Here is a 21,661-nt window from a genome sequence, read left to right on the forward strand (position 1 = left end):
TTGCGAAAATAATATTGGGACTAAAGATTTAGTTCTGTACTAAAGGAACTAGTTTTCCTTGCCGATAAAATATCGAAGGGGAGAAACTACATGACAGAGAAATTAATTCGTCTGCTGCGTATACTTCAGGCTATACAAGCAAATCCTGGAATTTCGGCCAAGGAATTGGCGCTGAAATGCGGTACGACTGTACGCACGATTTATCGTGATCTCCGGATTTTGGATAGGGTCGCCCCGATTATGAATGAAGGATACGGCAAAGGTTACCGATTTATTGGTGAATTTGCGATGTATCCATTAGATTTTACTGAACAGGAAGCAATGGTTTTCTCCTTGCTCCCGTCCGTAGTTGATACCTCCAAGTTACCTGCTGAGTTTGATTCAGCTTTTGACAAGGTCATGTCGGCTCATACCAAATTAAAATCAAGAAACAGTGACATTGTAGAGAATATTGCGGGAATTATTCGGATGGGCACGCCAGCTTATCGTGAGGAAGGAAAAGACCCTAATTTGCTGATTCCCATTATCGAAGCTATTCTAAGCCAGCAAACCATTCGTACTCAATATCATACGCTGACAAGAAATGAGATCACAGTCCGGGATATCGATCCCTATTATCTCATTCCACGTGATCAACGTTTTTATTTGATTGGATACTGCCATTTGCTGCAAAAAGTTCGATTGTTTCGGATCAGCCGTTTTTTGGATGTGACACGAACAAATGCCGGTTTCGACAAGGGTGATTTCAACATAACGCAGTACATGAAAAACACATGGTCTATTGACCGTGGCGACGAAAATATCCATTTCAAGGTAAGATTCTCTGAGAAAGTGGCCCCCTACATAAAAGAAGAAGAAATGTTTGTTCGCCCGCGAATGACGAATATGTCGGATGGGGGATTGTTATTTGAAGTGACACTGAATAGCAGCAGAGAATTTTTGAAATGGTTGTATCAATTTGGGCCCGAGGCAGAGGTACTTGAACCTCGTGAGTTTCGTAGAGAGATACGCAGGCAACTTGTCGAGTGGTTGGAACATTATGAAACCGATGTATCATTGTAAAAATTTTAATCATGGAGAAATACAGGAAAAGGAGCAGGTAATATGAGCACCAAATTATTCGCAGCTATGTATGGAATGGATCACTACCATGGAGTACAGGCTTTACATGTGGGGGATACCGTGTATCTCGTCAAAGATCCAGATAATCGTTTGGATTATCAAGCAATTAAGGTTGTTATTCCCCCGATTGGAGCCGTAGGTTATATCGTTAATGATCCGCTGGTCGTACCTCATGGATGTTGGGCCGGGACGGCATTCTACGATGTATTTCATCAACTAACGTGTGCCAAAGTACGATTCATGATGAGAGATATGGTGATTATGGAGTTAATTGAGATGAGTCACATTCCTGTTCCACCGATGGATTCTTTGATTAAGGGATGGCAATTTCGTGAAAAAGCTTGATCATCCTAACAAAAGAAGGCTCATTTACGGATGAGCCTGGTATAGGTCGCTTCCAGATGCATGGCTGTTCTTGCCCAACTGAAATATGCCCTTGCGCTGTCTCGGCCAGCCTTTCCTAACTTCTCGGCAAAAGTGTGATTGCTTGCAAGTTTGTACAGGTAAGAGGCGAAACGTTGGGGACGCTTATAAGCGGTGACAAGGTATCCATTGATACCTGATTCAATAATCTCGCGAATACCTCCGTTATCCGAAGCAATAACGGGTAATCCTGAAGCCATCGCCTCAACATTAACCAGGCCAAAAGCTTCATGTTCTTGAGACGGACAGACCAGACAATCCACTGCCCGATACAACTGATCGATATGCTCATGGTTTATCTGACCACGGAAGGAAACATGGACTTTTTGTTTTTGGGCAAGTTCGCGAAGTTTACGCATGTAATACGGAGGTCCTTTGCCTGCAACAACCAGTTGAACAGGTACCTGTTGCTGAAGGAGGGCAGTCGCACGAATTAATACGTCTACACCTTTTCCAGGGATCAGCCTGCCGACATACAGAATAGAGAATGGTTTAGTTATTCCAAATTGTGTACGCAGATGAATCTGTTCTTCGCTGGATTCAACAGGCCTGAAGCGGCTTAGATCTGCACCCAATGGAACAACACTCATTCGGTGTTTTACCAACGGAAATCTGCGGCCTAACCTTTGTCGCAGGGAATGACTGTTGACGGCAATCCAATCAGCTTTTTTCATTAATGTGAGTTTGGAAGGTCCGGGCTGGGCAAATGTTAACGAGTGAAGATAGAGTACAACGGGAGTGCGTGGAAAAGCTCGTTTGATGGTAGCCATACTTCGTGGCCTGTTATCCACTTGAATTACATCATAGGGTTGTTGGGATAACAAACGTATGACTGCTTTGGTGTACATGACAGGACTCGACGCAGGGACACGTTGAATGGTGATCCCATCGATCTGTTCTGTGGCGGCGAGACCTTGCATTTGACGACTTATAATGGTCACCTGATGGCGATGGGCTAGTTCACGAGCGATGCCCAGGATACAGATTTCCACGGAACCATTACCGGGCAAAGGCAATTTCTCGGGTGCAACCATAGCTATTTTCATGATCCGGCTCCTCCTTGTCCGACATCTGTAACAATCTTCGTCATATATCTTATGAGAAGTTGAAGCATTTGGCTCCTGCGAAATGGTAGGTGAGCCAACCATATTAGCGTGCAGGAATAATCTGCTACATGGCATTAAGCGAGATATTCAGCTTTTGTGATATACTGTACGGGAACAATTGAATTCGTTACATGTATAAAAGCAGGAGGAAAATAATGTTACATTCTACGCTGGGACGCTTCCGGCTGATGTTGTGGTTGCAGGGCATTTCGTACGTGTTGTTACTGTTTGTTGCTTTTCCGTTGAGAGATGCCGGGGTTATGCCACAGGCTGTCACATGGTTTGGGAATCTGTACGGTTTTTTGTTTTTAATGTATTTGTTATTTATGGTGACTATGTACACCTCACAGAAATGGCGTCTGCGCCGTCCAATTGCTCTGTTCTTTGTTTCTTTCATTCCACTGGGGAATATGATCTACGATGTTGTCGTATTCCGTAAGCTGTATCGTCAACTAAATAAAGCTTGACTTTATTTAACGTTATGAAATATGATGAGTACAGGTTAAACAACCCGTTCCAACTAAAACTACATATTCCTGTTAAAGGGGAGTAGCTTTTACAGTAAAGTCGTCAATTCGGGATCATATCCCCGGCTTTATTGGCAGCAATTTTGTTGTTAGCGAGACCTTTACCAAGTTTTCATGCTCGGTAAAGGTCTCTTTTTGTGGATATAAAAGGACCTTACCAGTGATGGTAAAGGTCCTTTTTTTTGTACATCATAAGAATATTAAGGAGGAGTCAATTTTGGATGTTTCATTATTATTAGAATATGGGTGGGTGCTTGCTGTCTTAGTAGTCCTTGAAGGATTACTCGCAGCAGATAATGCATTGGTACTCGCAATCATGGTTAAACACTTGCCTGAAGATAAGCGCAAAAAAGCGTTGTTCTATGGTCTGATGGGTGCATTTGTTTTCCGTTTAGGTTCATTGTTCCTGATCTCTTTCCTCGTCGATGTATGGCAAGTACAAGCGATCGGTGCCCTGTATCTCCTGTATATTTCGATTAACCACATCGTTAAAAAGATACTGGGTAGTCGCAATAAAACAGATGAAGCAGCTGATTCAACCCCTAAGAAACCGAAAAAACAATCCGGTTTCTGGATGACCGTTTTCAAGGTCGAAGTAGCGGATATCGCATTTGCAGTTGATTCCATTCTGGCTGCTGTTGCTTTGGCCGTGGCGTTGCCACCAAGTGGATTGCCTCCAATTGGCGGACTCGACGGTGGACAGTTTATCGTTATCTTCCTCGGTGGATTCATCGGGCTTGTGATCATGCGTTTTGCAGCCTCATACTTTGTGAAATTGCTTCATTCCCGTCCAGGACTTGAAGTTGCAGCCTTTGTCATCGTAGGTTGGGTAGGGGTTAAGCTGGCGGTTATTACACTCGCTCACCCTTCATTGGGTGTTCTGGATGAGCATTTCCCGGAAAATAAAATTTGGAAATTCGGATTCTATATTGTACTGATCACCATTGCGGTATGTGGTTGGTTCCTGTCTTCCAAAGTTCCTGAAAAAGAAGACGAAAATCCGGTTGAAGAGTTGGAAAAACAAGCAGGACTGTAATAATCATGTTACGCTAACAACATCATTATTATTTGGGAAACAGGAGATTGTCCTAGGACAATCTCCTGTTTTTGTTTACATATGCAATCTACACCATGGACCAATTTCCAAGAAAAGGGTTGACACATGAATTCTAGTCCCCTTAATATAAGACTAACATTAACGAAGGGAGGCCGAGAGACATGATGCTTGGTTATGATTTGATTCAAACAGGGCGCAACGTAGACACAATAGCATATCCGGCTCATCGTTTCATTGGCCTCATACGGTCGACATAGGGGATAGGCATATCGTTTAGCAGGTTTTATAATCGATATGCGTTCTTCGCTTATATTATAGCGATGGATGACAGACACACAGCATGTTTATGCTGTTCTGTTCTCCGTTATTGTCATTCAGTAGAAGTCATGGGCGACTAGCCTATGGCTTTTTTTAATATTTATTTTACAGATGAATCAGCAAACCGAATTTGCTGAACGTACAGGAAGGAATAATACACTTTTATGAATACAGAATTTAATTTATTTACTAATCCAAACGAATTAACAGGTGCCTACCGGCATGAAGTAAAATTGCCTGCAGGTGATCTAACCGTATATGCGGCGCAACAACTCTTCTCCTCGCTCGATTACAAGGTGTTTGAGATGGCAAACAATAATCTGCAGATTCCTGGAATTTCTTATATGAGTTACACGCCAGACGTACACGTCGGTGTAGGTACGTGCATCGGAACGACAGCCGTGTGGGATGCGCAGAGCGGATACGTTTCTCCCTCCATCGTGGGCAGTGACATCGGCTGTGGCATGCGAGTGCATATGACAAACTTGCACAAGGACGAATTGAAAGACATCAAGCTCCGCCGCAAACTCGTCAAGGCCATTGAGAAAGTATTGCCGATGGAGGCGAACCAGCGAGGTCATTACTCGGATATCAGACTGGAGCATATTGTTCGTAAAGGCCTGCATGGTTTACCCAAAAAGTATATTCCAGACAGCTATACACCGAAAAAATCAACCGCGATGACACATGTGGAAAGCAGCAAGTTCAGTTACGATGAGGATGTGTTAAACCACGTTCCTGATATGACATGGCACCGTTCGCATCGTCAGCTCGGAACACTGGGTGGGGGGAATCATTTTGCCGAGATCCAGGCGATTGAGATCGCTGAAGAGAATCGTGAAATCGCCGAAGCTTGGGGATTGTATGATGGACAGGTCGTGGTCATGATTCATTCCGGCTTTCGTGCATGGGGTGGGTATGTAAGCCAGACGAGTTCGTCAGCGATTGCCAAAGTCATGCAGCGGCTTAACCTGGGTACATCCGATCCGAGACTGGTATTTGCTCCACTTGAGCATGCGGAAGGTCGTCATTATGTGAACATGATGTATTCTGCATTGAATTACGCTGTTGTCAATCGTCACCTGATTGCGTATGCTATTCGCGAAGCATTCCGGGATGTGTTTGGCTCCAAATGTGAATTTCGTACGTTATACGATCTGATGCACAACTATGCCTGGGAGGAATCTCACGCAGACCAAGGTTCCGTTTTTGTGCATCGCAAAGGGGCGACACGTGCGTTGCCAGCAGGTCACCCGGACAATCCAAAGCCTTATCTGGCAACTGGACATCCGGCACTTATTCCGGGTTCCATGGGAACTGCTTCATATATCATGGTAGGTCAGCCTCAGGGTGCTGATAATTATTATTCAATATGTCACGGTGCGGGTCGAATCCGTTCACGGACGGCAACAAAACGATTGATTAGCGTGGAGGATTTTGCTACGGCACTGGGTGTGGGTACAGAAGATGAGATCGTGGTAAATCAACGCTCACTTGAATCCATTATTGATGAATCACCTCAGGCTTATAAAAATGTAGATGAAATTATAGACAGTGTTACCGGCGCAGGCCTGGCTCAAGTTGTAGCCAAATGCAAACCGCTTGTAGCGGTAAAGGGAGCGAAATAATGACAATAAACGAAAAACAAACAGATCCAACCCAGGCGATCTATACTTATGACGAACAACATGATACCCGAATTCGAGTGGAGGGGTACGCCATCTATTCAAGGCTGATTCGTGGAATCAGTGAGGCACTTCATCAGCGCTATGGAGTTGAGTACAAGCTGTATGCCAGTTCCGACCCGAACAATGAATACTGGGAGTTACTCCGGGAAGACCTGCAAAATGGCAGTGACGAAGTGGAATTGGTCGCCCGTATATTCGAAGATCTGGAGCTTCAGACCTTGCATTACGACGATGATGGAGATGTGCCTACTTATGGTGTGCATTACTCCATTCGCAACAACGTATTTGCTTATCCGAAATGGGGCGTAGCACTTGTGCGGGTTCCATTTTTCAGAGAGAACGGGATCTACAGTGAAGACTTTGTCTTTGCCATCGGTGATGAGGAGATGAAGCAATTTCTGGGAAGTGTCCGGGAACGGGAACGTCAGCAAAATATGAAAAAAGTAACGGTCTACACCGATGCCCGTAATGGCAGCGATCGTCACGTCGAATCCATCACTCGCTCCGTGGGAAGAGAGGATGTTGTTCTCTCGGCACAGATCAAGCAGGATATTTTCCGCTCGCTGGATCAGTTCTTCGAAGCGGATCGTTCTTTTTACAGAGATTATGATATCCCGTACAAACGGGGCATTCTATTGTATGGGCATCCGGGAAACGGCAAGACCACGTTGGTAAAATCCATTGCTGGAAGTATTCCGGGACCGGCTGCGTATTGGCAGATTACGGAGTATACCAACAGTGAATCGGTGCGTGAAGTGTTCGAGGCTGCCAAGCGGTTGGCACCGATGGTACTGATCATTGAGGACATCGATTCGATGCCGGATGAAGTCCGTTCCTTTTTCCTGAATACACTGGATGGAGCTACGTCAAAAGAAGGCATTTTCCTGATCGGGACAACGAATTATCCGGAGAAAATAGATCCTGGCCTCATGAACCGTGCTGGGCGGTTTGACCGGGCTTACGAAATTCCGTTGCCAGATGAAGCGCTGCGCTTGCAATACTTGCGTCAACGAGGCTTCACTGTATTTGCGGGTGAAGAAGGCGCGGTAGAAGCAGCTCGTCTGACCGACACGTTCTCTCTTGCACAGCTAGGTGAGTTATATGTGAGCGCTGCGCTGGAATGGCATCAGAATGGACAGACAGACATTGTGAAAGTCATTCAGTCGATGCGTGGCGAGCTGGACAAGAGCCATAAACATACTTGGCTGGCGCAGCCAGGTAAGGGCCGTGCAGGCTTTTATTGATCAGACCTGACCCATCCATCCTATAATATGACGCAATTTTATAAATAATCCTACCTCAATTGGTGATACTAACCTTGTCTGCTCTAACATACAATGACTTTCGGGAGGTACATAACGCAGCCCTGAGCTGGTGAGATGCCGGAAAGTAACGCGATCTGTTCCATACCTGACTAAGGCTTGTTTTGCAGAGGAAGATGCATGGGGACAAAAGGTAATATGCAAAAATTTTTATGCCAATTGTTTAAATGCTTCTGTAGCGGTTAATAGTAGACAGACAACAACAAAAACTTTAATTAGAGGTGAATGATATGGGTTGGTTATGGTCATTAATTATCGGTGGTATCATTGGATGGTTGGCAGGTTTGATCGTTGGTCGTGACATTCCAGGTGGTGTTATTGGTAACATCATTGCTGGTTTTATCGGTGGATGGTTAGGTGGAGTAATCTTGGGCGATATGGGTCCTGAGATGGGCGGATTCCACATTGTACCTGCATTGATCGGTGCGATCGTTCTTGTAGCCATCGTAAGCTTGATCTTCCGTTCGATGGGACGTAGTCGCGGGTAACTTAATCAAGATAATTTCTTGAATTAGTTGTCAGCCAAATGTTTTACCAATGAAGAGGTTGATTGAGAGCCATAACCATGGCTTTCAATCAACCTCTTGTTGTTTTAAAATATATAAAGATAAGCGTATTAAGCTATCTATATAAATTGGACTAAACATTTACACGAGAACGTAGAGGACAGAAATAACCTGAAGAAGCGGAGCTAAAAGCTTTCTGTAAGAAAGCTGCTTCGAAAGCATACACTCGCCTTTATCACCAGATTTTCTCCTTGTAAAGCCAAATGTAAAAAATCTGGGGATGACAGCGATCAGAAGGTTGTTCTGTCATCGGAGTGGTAAGTGTAAAAGGTAGTTTAGATAAGAGGGGATGAACGGAATGGAAAAAGCTACATTCGCCGGCGGATGTTTCTGGTGTATGGTTACACCGTTTGAAGAACAACCGGGCATTCATGGCATTATATCGGGTTATGCCGGCGGTCACGTCGAGAATCCAACATATGAGCAGGTCAAAACCGGGGAGACTGGTCATGTCGAAGTGGTTGAAATTACATTTGATCCAGATGTATTCCCTTATGAACGACTGCTGGAGCTATACTGGCCGCAGATTGATCCGACGGATGACGGAGGTCAGTTCCAGGATCGGGGGACACAGTATCGTACGGCGATCTTTGTGCATAATGAACGTCAACGTGAGTTTGCTGAACAGTCCAAACAGGAACTTGCTGCCAGCGGACGATTCAATCAACCCATTGTTACGGAAATTCGGGATGCAGCTGTATTCAATCCGGCTGAAGACTATCATCAGGATTACCACAAGAAAAACGAGAAACATTATAAGGAAGACCGTGCGTTATCCGGACGGGACGAATTTATAGACGAGAATTGGAAATAATGCATCAGATCACATGAAAAGCCGGGAAAGTTCCAGTTGGAACTCGCCCGGCTTTTTGGCTGTATGGCGGCTGAAATCAGCCATAATGGTTATCTGATTGTTCCTACCAGTATTTCTACGTCAATGGTAATCTTCGACAAGGAAGCTTGAATGCTCACCAGGGATGATCCCGACTGATGCCAGGAAAGTGGTGTCATATGAACGAGTGAATCCAGCATGTTTTCGGTGACGGGCAGCGTGTAGGTCAGCGGAATGCTGGCGATGAGATGATGATGTTTGCGGAATCGGTCCAGCGTAAGTTCCCGGCCGTCTGCTCGATCAGGTCGATTCAGGAACAGCATTTCTCTCAGTTCAATTAAATATCGTTCACGGGGGATGACTTTGATGATCCATCCCCCATCCTTCAGAATTCGTCCAAACTCTTCATAGTTGGAAGGAGAAAATATATTCAGGATGATGTCCAGCTGACCTTCTGCAAACGGACTGCATGCCAGATCGCCGACAAACCAGATTTGCTGGTTGTAGGCAGAGGAAGCCATGGCAATGCCTTCTTTGGCAATATCGATGCCCCAGCCAACGGCTGGAGTATTCTGCGTAATCTGCTGCAGAAATGTTCCCTCTCCTGTGCCTGCATCCAGAATATGCACGGGATAGTTGATGTCAACGGAATAACGTGTGATCCACCTGCGTAGTACTTCGGTCAAAGGAGCATAAATACCGGTTCCCGATAAGATATTCCTTTTGGCTGTAAATAAACGTTTGTCATAGTTGCCCTTGAAAAAACGTGTCATGAAATTGATATAGCCTTGTTTTGCAAAATCAAAGCTATGCCTGGACACACATTGAATGCTCCCTGAGTTAATGGTTGCCATAGGGCTATGACAGATGGGACAGTTCAACATATGGATGTATGGATTAATAAGCGCAGCGCTGCGTTCTCTGCGATGGACTGACATGGAATAACACCCCATTCATTCAGATTTGGATAACTGAAGAAAAGGGCATAACAAATAAACCTCTGCACGAAATTCAAAAAAAGAGGTTTATGGCTATGCCCCAAGTTATCTGTATCGAATGAACTGAATAATCATAGGAAGGTTAAGCTCCTTTTGCCTATCAAGATTAGGGTGAAGCAAGAGAACGTTACCAGTATAACAGGATGAGAAGAAATGACAAGTAAGGGGAGCCAGGCGAATGTGAAATAAAAGAGCGCCCTGTCAACCGTTTAGACGGTCATACAGAAGCGCTCCGTTCATTATTTTGCAGTAGCCTTTAATACATATTTGGACAATGTCTCATCGTTCATGGAATAGATGACATCATCCACATAAGTTGAAACACCTTCTAATGAAGGAACCGAGGCACTGGTCGTGTAGATATGCACGTCTTCCAGCGTCTGTGGATCAAGAATGTATCCTGTTTTGGCAAAATCAAGCTGATACTGACCATCCTGTGTCTGGTCAACACGCATAAGTGCAGGCTGTGCGTCCTTGAATGTACGCTCAGTCACTTTGCCTTTCATCGTGTACAGTTCCAGCTTCTGCCCTGTAAAGACTGTATAACCGTTGCCAGCCGTCTGAATGTAGGCATCACCAGCAATGGCACGTCCCCAAGCAAGCTTGCCATCGATGCCAAAGCCCATCAGTCTGTTACCGGTGTTCTCAAAATTGGCGCGCATAATGATGGAACCATCGTCGAGAATGGCCAGCGATTCACCGCCGCCATCTCCTAATGTATTTGCATTGGCAGGGAATTGGTAGAAGGACAGACGATTCAACGTACGATCATAGATCTCTACTTTGGGATTAGCTGCTTGCTGCCAGAAGTTTCCTACCTTCGTTTGTTTACTGGCATCCACTACAATTCGACCATGATCAGCTTTAAGCACGTTACCGTTGATGGTCTTTTCAGTAATCAGCTTGCCCTTTTTGTCATATAACGAGATGGCGGAGCGAACCGAACCATTCGATTGCACGCCCTGACTTGAAGCAACCATCAGCGTATCGTTATCCAATAGGGATATGCTTGCAGGTGAATTCACCGTTTTGACCCAGTTGGTTTTACCGGATGTATTGAATGAGTACAATTTTTTGGTTTTGTCTGAATATTCCATATACACATAAGCTGTACCGTTGCTGGCATATACCGAATCGGAGTAGGTGGTATAAGGACCACTTTTCTCATGGAATATCGTATTCCACTTCAATTGTCCAGTTGTAACATCGAATGCTTGGAGAGAGTCCAGTTGCCAGTCGAGTGTTGTTTTGCTACTTGTTTTGGTCACGGGTTGGGAGGCATGTACATATACAAGATTTTTGGATGGCACGGCATGAATTCCCTTGATCAGGACATCTTTCTCTGTATTAGCCTCAGATAACATCAGGGACGATGACGTCCACGCCGGTTTGGGCATGGATTCGGTTGAAGCAGCGGCGTAACCTGTTGTATTCATGGTGAAGAGGAGCATGCCGCTGAGAATGAGGGCAGCCCATGTTTTGGACTTGTGTTTGGTCAATGTATGCAAGTGATAAACCACCTTTCTTCTTCGGTTCAAAATAGAACCGATTGTTGAATTTTACCATTAAAGTCAAGCTGAATTCAACCGAACGCACTGTAACCTTTTATCATTGGTTTGTCGAAATAACTATGTTTGGAGAAGTGTAACGGTTACAGGGAATTCATCTTCTTTCGATGAAGGTGGAAGTCTGATATATTTAGTGCGGTGACAGCCGTATCTGCGTAAGACGTTGGATAGAACATAGGAAATGAAACAAGGAGAATAGCTATGAACTGGAGCGAAAATGTGACCCTATGGGTCATTGGATGTATCATCATATTGTTGCTGCTGGCCTGGATTATTCGGCGTGTTATCGGGCGCGGGCAGCGGATCCGAAGTGAAGCCAATCCTCGTAAGATCACAATAAAGGACATCGACAAGATGGAGGATGGTTCGGAATTTGAATTATATCTCTATCATTTATTCGAAGAGCTCGGGTACGATGAGGTGCATAAGACAACGAGTAGCCGGGATTTTGGGGCAGATCTGGTGTTTGTTGATAGACTCGGCAGACGAAGTGTGATACAAGCGAAGCGATATGGTGCGAACCATCCCGTAGGGTTGAGTGCTGTGCAGGAGATATATACATCGATGCGTTATTATGAAGCCGACCGGTCGATTGTATTAACGTCCGCCCGTTACACCGAGGCCTGTCGGACGCTTGCAGCGGTTAATGGAGTGAAGCTGCTGGACCGGGAAGACCTGATAGAATTAATTCTGTTATTCAAAGCCAGAAGAGTGGAAGAAGCACTGGAACTGATCGAAGAAGATGACCACGAACCAATCGAGACGTGGCAGTCCCGACGAAAGCGGCAATCCCGCTAGGTTGCATTGTGTTACTGTGCTAGATTTTTTAAATATAATCGAAAGTAGTAATGTAGTCAGGATTAACGTTTTAAAAACAATTATAACCAATCGCTAGGTAAATATAGGCGACTGGTTATTTTTCTGGATAGATATTTAGAGCTGGTTTGTTCATCTGTTGGTTGTAGCATTCCGAATATTTGATTCAACCCCCCGGTTATCGACAATGTTCACCTCAAGGCCGTGACATTTAAAATTGTGGTTAGGATTTTTCCTAACCTCATCTTTTTGAAGTTCATACATAGCTAATTTATAATTTATTTCTTCCATATGTTTCAAACTCTCTTCGATTTTCTGCTGTAATTCAATTTTATGTTTCTTTAACATTTCCTCTCTTTCTAAATAGGTGGAGTTCCCCATCTCATAAGATTCCTTGTAGTCTTTAATTTTAGAAAGTGGCATTCCTGTTTCTTTGAGACAAAGAATAAAAGAAATCCAATCGATTTGTTGTTCGGTATAAACTCTATTCCCTTTTTCGTCGCGTGAAATATTCGGTAATATCCCTTGCTCTTCATAAAATCGAAGTGTCTTTGCAGTTATATTATAATTCTCCACCACATATTTCATTGAAAAAAACATCTGATCGCCTCCACAGTTACAGTTACTGTAACTGTTATTTTATCACAATAGAAAATTATTAAAAGTAAATCGTCCGAAATTACGTGTCAAATTCCTGCTTTACTTCCCCTTAGGTTAACCTGATATTCTTGAGTAGAACTTGTGTTTGGGATGAATGAGCGTAGGGTTACCTTCATCTGTTCCATAAATAAGCACTTAGAAATCAAAATACAAAGGAGAACGTACAATGAGTAAATTTAATAACTTGTTTGAACCTTTTACATTCAATAAAGGGATTACCTTAAAGAATAGAGTGGTTATGTCTCCGATGACGACATGGTCAAGTAATGATGATTACACGATTTCCGATGAGGAAGTTGCATATTATAAAAAAAGAGTGAATGGTGTAGGTTTAGTTATCACGGGCTGTACTCATGTCCTACCCAATGGGATTGGATTTACACATGAATTCGCCGCATATAATGATTCATTTATCCCTAGTCTAAAAAAATTGGCTGATGCTGCTAAGAGTGGAGGAGCTCCAGCAATTCTTCAATTGTTCCATGCTGGAGATAAAGCGATTGCTGAATTAGTTCCTAATGGCGACGTGGTAAGTCCAAGCGGTGTTGCTCTGACTGAAGCAGTGTCCCCTAGAGAGCTTACCCATGAAGAAATTCTGGAAATTATTCATGCGTTCGGTGAAACTACAAGACGTGCAATTGAAGCTGGTTTTGACGGTGTTGAACTCCATGGAGCCCACGGTTTTTTACTTCAAAGCTTTTTATCTCCATTCTTCAACAAACGTCAAGACCAATGGGGTGGATCACTGGAAAAACGTCTGAGTTTTCCAATAGCTGTTATTCGAGAGGTGAAAAAAGCTATTGAGAGATATTCGACAAAACCATTTATTTTAGGTTACCGCATTTCCCCAGAGGAACATCAACAAGATGCCCTTAGAATGAAAGATACTTACGCACTGATTGATAAACTGATTGAAGAAAATGTTGATTATGTTCATGGTTCCTTGGTACAAGCCCTTACGTCAAAACCAAAATATAACCAAGATAACAAAAAAACGTATCTTGAGCTGATTGTTGAACATGCAAACAATCGGATTTTTGTAATTGCAGCGGGTGCCTTGGAAAGCCCAGAGGATGTCTCTGAAAGTATGGAGAGAGGACTCTCTTTAGCGGTAATTGGACGTGTATTAATCTCCGATCCAGCGTGGGTTGAAAAAGTTCAACAAGGAAGGGAGGCGGAAATTCAAAACGTGATTAAATCATCTAACGTTAGAGATCTTGTGTTGCCAGCGAAACTATGGGGTGTCATACAAAATGCAGGTCCATGGTTTAAAGTTGAACAATAAAGAAGATGAAATATCAAAAAAGGACGCTAATAATAGCGGCCTTTTTTGATTTCAAGAACTTTTATATTAATTTATATATTGCAACAGGTTTTATTCACTCTTCTTGAGGAAAAAGGGCAATTTACGTTGCAGTTTCCCTTTGCCATAGCTTAAATAATTATAATTTGGATGACATAGTTTATTTATCCGCTTCAACAAAAAAGCTTCACCTTCACTTGCGTAGCTGCACATGATATATTGAGTGTATATCAACCAAAGGAGTGTGTGATCCATTATGGCACGTACACAAACACAAAAAGCATTACGTAAAGCAGAGCGGTCAGGTCAATGGTGCTCAGAACAGAGCCGAAGAGTTAACGGGGATTATAGCGCGTTATCCCAGCATGTACGACTCATGCCTACCAAGCAGGAAAAATTGCAAAAGGTCAAACACAAGAAGCAGATCATCCAGGATGGTGGTGCTTCTTTTTATTTTTTCTATGAGGCGCCGATTGCTGGATAAGTAAGACGATAGAATTTTGTACACTAAATGAAGGGAAGAACCTATACATATGACAACAGCGCTGCACTTGAATAAAAAAATCGTTCGGCGTTTTTTGCTGCAAACGCAAGCTTTACTTGGACGTTGGCCCGCAGTTTCCTTACCTTCGGGACCTGACCAAGTTTTGAGTTTAATTCGTTCCCTTGGTTGCGTACAGATCGATCCTGTGGCTGCTGTAACTGGAAACCAGCATTTGGTGCTGGGGGCTCGTGACCCTGGTTATACTGCTGACAGCTTAAATACGCTGCTGAGTGATCACAAGGTGTTTGAATATTTTGCAAATGCTGCTTGTGTCATTCCAATGGAAGACTATGCTCTCTTTGAACCTGTGCGTGCTCGATTAAGGGAGCGTCTGGCTCCGTCCTTGCAAGGTCTGGAGAAAACAGTGCAGCATGTGTTACAGCGTTTGAAGGAAGAAGGACCTTTACCTTCACGAGCTTTTCGTGCTGTTGAAAGGGTAAGTGGTTATTGGGACAGTGCGGATGTGCCAAAGACAAAGGATACAACACTTGCTCTGAATTTACTGTTGGACTCCGCTGTCATTCGTGTGGTGGCGAGGCAGGGGAATGAACGTTATTTTCATATTACCGAATCCGAATTGCAACAACAGGGACTTCCGATGAAAGATGACATCGATGTGTTGGCCCAGAGACAGGCTCTGCTGGATAAATACATTCATGCGTATCGTGTCGTAGATGCCCGTGATCCCCGTCTGGGTTGGTTAAAATCTACAGCGGCTGAACGACGCGCCGATATTGCTGCCCGTGTGTCAGATGGGCGAATGATCCCGCTTAAGGTGGAGGACGTGGACACGCCTTATTATATTCGTGCTGAAGATGAGGATTTGCTGCTACGCATGGAAAGGGAAGAGCCACACTATGATCCTTCTGGCCCGGTACGTTTCCTGCCGCCGCTGGACAACCTGTTATGGAGAAGAGAACGTATTGTTGATTTATTTGATTTTCATTATAAATGGGAGATTTATACGCCAGAGGTGAAAAGAACCTACGGTTATTATGCCATGCCTATTCTTCACGGTGATCGGTTGATTGGACGTATGGACCCACGACTTGATCGCAAAACTGGAGTACTTACCGTTCGTTTGTTATCGATGGAAGAGACTGCTCCACCTGTGGAGGAATGGATTACGGATTTTCGGGAGGGGCTTCAATTCTTTGCGTCCATGCATGGAGCACGTTCCATTACTATCGAGAAGACGGTACCAAAAGAGTTGAAAAAGCAGCTTAAATCGATTTGATTAGGGGATACATGAAAGAGTGTATGGACACGGAAATTGGAATTGTTGAGGGGGTAAAGGATCTAAAAGGACAAAGAAGGAGGAGCCAGAGGACCCCTCCTTCTTCATTTGATTTTAATATCATATCTCTAGCATTACATTAGAAGTGCTAACGAAAACAAAAACCTAGGTTCACGTCCACGCCAAAACTTCTTTAGTTCACCAGATGAGGCATTTCAACGTTGGGATCAACATCTGCTTCATAATCCACACCATCGGTTTCAAAACCAAACAGCTGGAAGAATTCGCGACGGTAACCTTCCAGATCGGACAGATCGTAGATGTTCTCTGTGGTCAACTCATTCCAGAGCTTCGCCACTTCTTCCTGAACGTCAGCTCTCATCTCCCAATCGTCAATGCGAATACGGCCTTCGGCATCGGTTGGAACTTCTCCTCCCGCATACAAGCGATCAGCGAACAGACGTTGCAATTGCTCGATGCATCCTTCATGCAAGCCTTTTTCTTTCATGACTTTGTACAATGCTGAGATGTACAGCGGCACGACTGGAATCGCAGAACTGGATTGAGTCACCAGCGCCTTGGCTACAGTTAAGTACGCACGTCCACCTTTGGCACTTAGGCGATCATTCAGCTTGTGTGCAGTCGCTTCCAGATGATTCTTGGCTTGACCGATGGAACCATCACGATAAATGGCATGCGTAAGTTCAGGACCGATATAAGAGAAAGCGATGGTTGTTGCATCATCGGCAAGCACGCCGCCTTGTTGCAGGGCATCCATCCACAGTTCCCAATCATCTCCACCCATTACGGTTACCGTCTGACGAATTTCCTCTTCGTTTGCCGGTTCAAGGGTAACGGAGCTGATTTCGCCTGTGTGGAAGTTTACCGTTTTGTTCGTGTAGGATTGTCCGATAGGCTTCAGCACAGAGTTAAATACTTCACCCGTGTTCGGATCGGTACGGCGTGCCGAGGCTACGCTGTATACAACCAGATCGACTTGACCGAGTTCACTGCGAATCAGTTCAACGGCTTTGTCTCGTGTTTCGTTTGCGAATGCATCACCTGTAACGCTGTACGATTTCAGGCCTGCTTCCTCAGCGGCTTTTTCGAATGCAGCGGAGTTGTACCAGCCTGCGGAAGCCGTACGTTTCTCTGTGGAACTGCTTGGACGATAAATGCCGACTGTATTCGCTCTAGCTCCAAAGGCAGAAACAACGCGTGACGCCAGACCGTATCCGGTGGAAGCACCGATCACGAGTACATTACGCGGTCCTTTCAGCTCAGGCTGGGATTTCACATAATCAATCTGTTCCTGCACTTGCGCAGCGCAACCTACAGGATGGGAAGTGGTACAAATAAAACCACGTGTTCTTGGTTTAATAATCATTTATTTGCATCCTTTCATATTCAGCTCATGTTTCAGCATTTCAATAAAATGCTCGTACACATACCTCCTTATTGTAAAACAATTACCTTGGAAACGGAAACCGTTTCGTTGATTTCGCCGGAAGGGTGGCGTTATATCTCTAATTTTGCGATGATGTGAATAGAATGTACTCGCTTGTTAGGATAGAAAGGACAGGGATACCATGCTGAAGGAACGCATTGAACTGCTAAGCAAAAGAAAACAAATTTCCCGTAAAGACCTTGTGGAAGGTCTGGTCACGCAGGCCCACTTTGCCAATATCCTGGCGGATCGTTATCCTCTCCCTGAGGACTTGGCAGAAGCCATCGCCGGGCGTCTTGGGGTATCCCCTTCCTATATTCTAAAGGCTGCGGCTCAGGACGAGGAAACACTTGAACGGGCAGAGGTTATTTTCGAACAAATGTCTGTTCCAGCGTCGGCGATATCCGAAGATACGGTGCATGCACTGGCAGATCGGGATGACACGATGACCGTAGAGTTGACAACGGCCTTGATGAAGGCGGTCTATTATCAGCAATTAAACGATGCAACGGCTCATGAGTATATACATACGTCCTACCTCAATTTTTACCTGGAGAAATACGGTCGTCCAGACGATATTGATCTGCCACGTCCGTTAGTCAAGGCACTTTTATTCTATAAAATACAATATTATCGTTCCAAAATGGCTTTTGTGGATGTATTAACTCATGCAACTAGGCTCAGTGAGCTGGCGCTTCCTGGCAGTGAATTCTGGTTGTCTGTGCAAAATATCAAGATGGAAGCCTACATCCAGGTCAAACAGTACGAAGAGGCAAAACAGGTATTTGAGCTTACAATGCGTCATGTCTATGATCAGCGGATGTTCCATCGGTTGTCCGGGTTATATGTAGCATATAGTGGGTATTGCTTCGCAATGGGGCTGGTTCAGGAGGCACTCTCGGCATTAACGATGGCGGAGGCAAACCTCGTGTATGCGGGCAACCAGGGAGATCTGGTAACGGCGATTGCCAACAATCGCATTGTCATGTTAACAATGACAGGTGAACTGGATCAGGCACAGACGGAGATTGAACGATTTGAATCACTATTGCAGCAGGAAACGGAAGAAACACAGCAGGCCATGCAGCCGCTCGTCAGTGTGTATCGATGCGAAGTGGCTCTGGCACGGAAGAACTGGGGCGTGCTCGCGCAGAGTGTAGATCAACTTTTGAAATGTGCAACAACACAGGACCAGCAGATGAGCGCAACCTTCTACCAGAGCCATCTGGCTCTTGCACATGGAGATCGCGAAGTTTTCATGGAGCGGGCGCTTACGTGTCTGCCCTATTTTGAATCCGCGCAGCATGTCATGCGGCTTGAACCGTTATATGAGGGGATGGCCGTAGTATCGGAGGATCAGCGGAAATACAAAGAAGCAACGATGTATTATCGGAAGCTGGTCTATCTGTTACGCAAAAAATAGAGTGAGAATCGGCTTGCAATAGCCTGATTATGGCATGATTTTGTGCATTGCCAAAGCTCTTGGCACAAAATATGGCCGCCAATCGTGAAATGAAGATTGGATTAGCAGATCTTTTTTTGTGGAATTAGCATCATTCCTTACCCAAGAAACGATTATCCCGTAATTCAATTGCCGGATTTTTCGTTTTTTTTGTATGCCGCCAGAAGGGTATTCAAGGACAAGCCGCGGTGTTTATAATTTAACTATAAATACGTGTTCAAAAAGTCTGGTTTTCAGTACCGAGAAGATGGAATGAAGCTAGAAATGGAGTAGCGGAGCGTAGGAGACCTACGTGAGCAACGGACATTTCGGCTGAATTTCATATTCGATGCTGATGATGCCGCTAGGCATGATTCGTAATCAAAAGTGGACTTTTTGAACAACTTCTAAAAACAAATAAAACAAATGAGGTGCTGGATATGGGATGGTTCGGTAAAAAGAACAAACAGGAAGATACGATTGCTAAAGCGGATAAAATGATGAATAAAGGACTCACTGGCATGATGATGAAAGGTTTTGTATCAAAGGAACATCGTGAGGCCATCAACCAAAGTCTGGATTCGGCAAAGCAGGCACAGTTGGCGGCGAGTGGTTCTCTGCCTTTAACAGCTACGGCTACGGTGGTGACAATCACCGATACAGGCAAACTGATCAACTTTGATCCGATTGTTGTGCTTGTGTTGGATGTGACAGAAACGAATGGCAACCAGTATCAGCGAACATTAGAGACACTGGTGTCCAAAATGCAGATTCCACGAGTAGGCGATCGAGTGGGACTGGGCCAGAATCCAGCGAATCCCTCCGAACTGATCTACATGGGGCTAATGTCCATCTAGAAGGTATTTGGTTATAAGACAATCATAATCTATTTATATAATGCTTATAACAACGCTAAATAGATATATTGATAGAGATATTAAGAGAAGGATTAAGAAAGGGTGGATCATATGATAGGTTTCCTGAGATTCATTGGCGTATTAACGGTATTCGGGGTGGGGTTCTCCCCATTTCTGGCACAGCAGCTGTGGAATGATCCGTTTATGATTATGCAGGCATGGTGGTACACTCCGGCGATCTTTGCCGGGTTTGCACTGATCTTTGTTCCTGCGATTTTGAGCAATATTTTTGGCGTAGGTCGAGTGAAGACAGGTTTACCAGCAGTTGGGGTCATTAAGACTATACAACAGACGGGGACGTATATTAATGAACAGCCTGAGGTTCGATTGGGTCTGACGGTGTCGCGTAAGGGGCGCGAGAAATACGATACCGAGATGAAAGCCGTCATTCCGCTGACCTCCATGGCACAGTTTCAGCCGGGCAGTTTCATTCCGTTAGTAGTCTCCGTAAAGGATGAGCGCAAGGTAGGGTTTGATATGAAGGGGCAATTATCACAGGAAGATATGCAGCAATTGCTGGATGAAAAGATGGTACAGCAAGGGGTATCACCTGAAATGATGGATATTGCAAGAACAGGGGAAAAAGCAATGGCCAAGATCCTTGATGTCACTCCACTTGGAAGTGGTGGCAATAACAAGATCAAGCTTCAGCTCAAACTCAGCATAACGAAAACGAACGGTGAAACCTTCAATGTGACAACGCAAAAAGAAATTTTGTCATCTGCCCTGCCGCAGGTGCAGCAAGGTCATATCATTAATATCATCTATTCAAGACAAGACCCAACAAAATTGGTGTTGGCATTGAATGTACAGGAGCGACAATTAAGTGACTTATTCTCTTCCTGAGGATGTAGACAAAAGGAAGTCCTACAGATCATGTTTATGAAGTGTAGGACCTCCTTTTTCATTTTGGTATGTATGAGAGATACAAGCAACGGACGGTTTTCAAACAATACCAAGGCGCATGCGATAAGAAAAAAGTACTTTTCTGGATTCTCCATCAAATACACGATTAGCCAGCGCTCTGAACTCGTCAGCAGCTGTTAATAGATCATCCGCTCTCAGCTTCAACGCCGTTTGCAGGCCGCCTTGGCTCAGGGCGAGATTGACATATCGATCGGCTGTGAATGTCTCGTGGTGATGAAATACGATTTCCCGAACATATCGGAACAGCCCGGACTGCTGAATCTGCTGCAAATGCCCATCCTTGCTCCATTTGTGTGCCTGACTATCCTGGGGAGCCAGACTGGCTGCTCGTTGATCTGCTTCCTTATTCAGCTGCAGATAGGCTTGTTCTAACTGCCAGTCTAACATTGGCGGCCAGTCGCAATCGTAGGCTGCAAATATGCCCCCTGTACGAAGTACACGTGCAAACTCGCGTAGTGTGGGTTGCGGCTCCATCCAGTGAAACGATTGCGAGCAGGTCAGCACATCCACACTGCCATCTGGTAGTCCGAGGTCGTGAGACAAGCCGGACACAAACCGCAGGTTATCCGGCTTCCCGGCAGATTCCCACTTGGATTCTGCTACAGACCTCATGTCATCGCTGGGTTCAAAGCCGATGATACGTTCAGCTTCATTAAGCCAGATCCAGGAGGATAAGCCGGTGCCACAACCAATATCTGCGACCATACGCGGTGTGCTGCCAAGATATGTCGTTAGAATATCCACCACTTCAGTGGGAGCAGCTGGTCGGTTCTGATCGTATAACGTACCAAAACCTTTGAAACGTTCCACATTGTTGCGTCTAATGTCTTGCATGGATAAAC

Annotated in this window: 21 protein-coding genes; 15 read left to right on the forward strand and 6 right to left on the reverse strand. The window is 44.7% G+C overall.

The window, feature by feature from the left end:
* The first annotated feature begins 90 nt into the window (after positions 1 to 90).
* Positions 91 to 1,062, forward strand: coding sequence for a helix-turn-helix transcriptional regulator (locus tag MHI01_RS25885; RefSeq protein WP_036617058.1), 972 nt, complete (start codon positions 91 to 93; stop codon positions 1,060 to 1,062).
* Positions 1,063 to 1,104: 42 nt separating this feature from the next.
* Positions 1,105 to 1,467 (forward strand): HIRAN domain-containing protein, encoded by a 363-nt coding sequence (locus tag MHI01_RS25890; RefSeq protein WP_340984405.1) that lies wholly within the window; start codon positions 1,105 to 1,107, stop codon positions 1,465 to 1,467.
* A gap of 20 nt (positions 1,468 to 1,487) precedes the next feature.
* Here the strand turns inward: MHI01_RS25890 and MHI01_RS25895 are convergent, their stop codons facing one another.
* Entirely contained in the window at positions 1,488 to 2,591 is a 1,104-nt protein-coding gene (locus MHI01_RS25895; RefSeq protein WP_340984406.1) for a glycosyltransferase family 4 protein, read from the reverse strand.
* A gap of 215 nt (positions 2,592 to 2,806) precedes the next feature.
* Between MHI01_RS25895 and MHI01_RS25900 the strand changes: the two genes are divergently transcribed.
* The 6 genes from MHI01_RS25900 (at position 2,807) to msrA (ending at position 8,943) form a co-directional block, all read left to right on the forward strand.
* Positions 2,807 to 3,118 carry a DUF3817 domain-containing protein gene (locus tag MHI01_RS25900; RefSeq protein ID WP_036617062.1) on the forward strand — a complete coding sequence of 104 codons (312 nt, stop codon included), beginning with the start codon at positions 2,807 to 2,809 and terminating at the stop codon, positions 3,116 to 3,118.
* Between the two features lie 277 nt (positions 3,119 to 3,395).
* Positions 3,396 to 4,214 (forward strand): TerC family protein, encoded by an 819-nt coding sequence (locus MHI01_RS25905; protein WP_036617064.1) that lies wholly within the window; start codon positions 3,396 to 3,398, stop codon positions 4,212 to 4,214.
* 503 nt (positions 4,215 to 4,717) lie between these two features.
* Positions 4,718 to 6,181, forward strand: coding sequence for an RtcB family protein (locus MHI01_RS25910; protein WP_340984407.1), 1,464 nt, complete (start codon positions 4,718 to 4,720; stop codon positions 6,179 to 6,181).
* Positions 6,181 to 7,485, forward strand: a complete 1,305-nt coding sequence (locus MHI01_RS25915; protein ID WP_340387272.1) for an ATP-binding protein — start codon at positions 6,181 to 6,183, stop codon at positions 7,483 to 7,485. Before MHI01_RS25910 ends, MHI01_RS25915 begins: the two co-directional genes overlap by 1 nt.
* A 308-nt stretch (positions 7,486 to 7,793) precedes the next feature.
* Positions 7,794 to 8,051 carry a GlsB/YeaQ/YmgE family stress response membrane protein gene (locus MHI01_RS25920; protein ID WP_062835823.1) on the forward strand — a complete coding sequence of 86 codons (258 nt, stop codon included), beginning with the start codon at positions 7,794 to 7,796 and terminating at the stop codon, positions 8,049 to 8,051.
* Positions 8,052 to 8,427: 376 nt separating this feature from the next.
* Positions 8,428 to 8,943, forward strand: coding sequence for a peptide-methionine (S)-S-oxide reductase MsrA (gene msrA / locus MHI01_RS25925; protein WP_340984408.1), 516 nt, complete (start codon positions 8,428 to 8,430; stop codon positions 8,941 to 8,943).
* A gap of 89 nt (positions 8,944 to 9,032) precedes the next feature.
* Here msrA and MHI01_RS25930 read toward each other — a convergent pair whose 3' ends face one another.
* Together MHI01_RS25930 and MHI01_RS25935 are read right to left on the reverse strand one after the other, a co-directional pair.
* Positions 9,033 to 9,914: a putative RNA methyltransferase gene (locus tag MHI01_RS25930; RefSeq protein WP_340984409.1), complete on the reverse strand. Its 882-nt coding sequence runs from the start codon at positions 9,912 to 9,914 to the stop codon at positions 9,033 to 9,035.
* Positions 9,915 to 10,198: 284 nt separating this feature from the next.
* On the reverse strand, positions 10,199 to 11,458 hold the full coding sequence (locus MHI01_RS25935; protein ID WP_340984410.1) for a hypothetical protein: 1,260 nt from the start codon (positions 11,456 to 11,458) through the stop codon (positions 10,199 to 10,201).
* A gap of 270 nt (positions 11,459 to 11,728) precedes the next feature.
* Between MHI01_RS25935 and MHI01_RS25940 the strand changes: the two genes are divergently transcribed.
* Positions 11,729 to 12,325: a restriction endonuclease gene (locus tag MHI01_RS25940; RefSeq protein ID WP_340984411.1), complete on the forward strand. Its 597-nt coding sequence runs from the start codon at positions 11,729 to 11,731 to the stop codon at positions 12,323 to 12,325.
* 150 nt (positions 12,326 to 12,475) lie between these two features.
* Here MHI01_RS25940 and MHI01_RS25945 read toward each other — a convergent pair whose 3' ends face one another.
* Positions 12,476 to 12,943 carry a MerR family transcriptional regulator gene (locus MHI01_RS25945; protein ID WP_340984412.1) on the reverse strand — a complete coding sequence of 156 codons (468 nt, stop codon included), beginning with the start codon at positions 12,941 to 12,943 and terminating at the stop codon, positions 12,476 to 12,478.
* 226 nt (positions 12,944 to 13,169) lie between these two features.
* On the opposite strand from MHI01_RS25945, the gene MHI01_RS25950 reads away from it, so the two are divergent.
* The 3 genes from MHI01_RS25950 to MHI01_RS25960 all read left to right on the forward strand — a co-directional run bounded on the left by MHI01_RS25950 (position 13,170) and on the right by MHI01_RS25960 (position 16,087).
* On the forward strand, positions 13,170 to 14,288 hold the full coding sequence (locus tag MHI01_RS25950; protein ID WP_253502728.1) for an NADH-dependent flavin oxidoreductase: 1,119 nt from the start codon (positions 13,170 to 13,172) through the stop codon (positions 14,286 to 14,288).
* A gap of 274 nt (positions 14,289 to 14,562) precedes the next feature.
* Entirely contained in the window at positions 14,563 to 14,790 is a 228-nt protein-coding gene (locus MHI01_RS25955) for a hypothetical protein (RefSeq protein WP_127551381.1), read from the forward strand.
* 67 nt (positions 14,791 to 14,857) lie between these two features.
* Positions 14,858 to 16,087 carry a DNA glycosylase AlkZ-like family protein gene (locus MHI01_RS25960; RefSeq protein WP_340984413.1) on the forward strand — a complete coding sequence of 410 codons (1,230 nt, stop codon included), beginning with the start codon at positions 14,858 to 14,860 and terminating at the stop codon, positions 16,085 to 16,087.
* A 193-nt stretch (positions 16,088 to 16,280) separates the two neighbouring features.
* Here MHI01_RS25960 and fabV read toward each other — a convergent pair whose 3' ends face one another.
* The gene (gene fabV / locus MHI01_RS25965) at positions 16,281 to 17,474 is read right to left on the reverse strand and encodes an enoyl-ACP reductase FabV (protein WP_340984414.1); all 1,194 of its coding nucleotides are present in this window, start codon (positions 17,472 to 17,474) and stop codon (positions 16,281 to 16,283) included.
* A 202-nt stretch (positions 17,475 to 17,676) separates the two neighbouring features.
* On the opposite strand from fabV, the gene MHI01_RS25970 reads away from it, so the two are divergent.
* The 3 genes from MHI01_RS25970 to MHI01_RS25980 all read left to right on the forward strand — a co-directional run bounded on the left by MHI01_RS25970 (position 17,677) and on the right by MHI01_RS25980 (position 20,738).
* The gene (locus tag MHI01_RS25970; protein ID WP_340984415.1) at positions 17,677 to 18,957 is read left to right on the forward strand and encodes an XRE family transcriptional regulator; all 1,281 of its coding nucleotides are present in this window, start codon (positions 17,677 to 17,679) and stop codon (positions 18,955 to 18,957) included.
* Between the two features lie 458 nt (positions 18,958 to 19,415).
* Complete coding sequence (locus MHI01_RS25975) at positions 19,416 to 19,832, forward strand: hypothetical protein (RefSeq protein WP_036617087.1); 417 nt, start codon at positions 19,416 to 19,418, stop codon at positions 19,830 to 19,832.
* A 111-nt stretch (positions 19,833 to 19,943) separates the two neighbouring features.
* On the forward strand, positions 19,944 to 20,738 hold the full coding sequence (locus MHI01_RS25980; protein ID WP_340984906.1) for a hypothetical protein: 795 nt from the start codon (positions 19,944 to 19,946) through the stop codon (positions 20,736 to 20,738).
* 99 nt (positions 20,739 to 20,837) lie between these two features.
* Here MHI01_RS25980 and MHI01_RS25985 read toward each other — a convergent pair whose 3' ends face one another.
* Positions 20,838 to 21,653: a class I SAM-dependent methyltransferase gene (locus tag MHI01_RS25985; protein ID WP_340984416.1), complete on the reverse strand. Its 816-nt coding sequence runs from the start codon at positions 21,651 to 21,653 to the stop codon at positions 20,838 to 20,840.
* Between the last annotated feature and the right edge of the window lie 8 nt (positions 21,654 to 21,661).

The organism is Paenibacillus sp. FSL M7-0656, from assembly GCF_038003225.1.
In the GTDB taxonomy this organism is placed as follows: Bacteria; Bacillota; Bacilli; order Paenibacillales; family Paenibacillaceae; genus Paenibacillus; species Paenibacillus amylolyticus.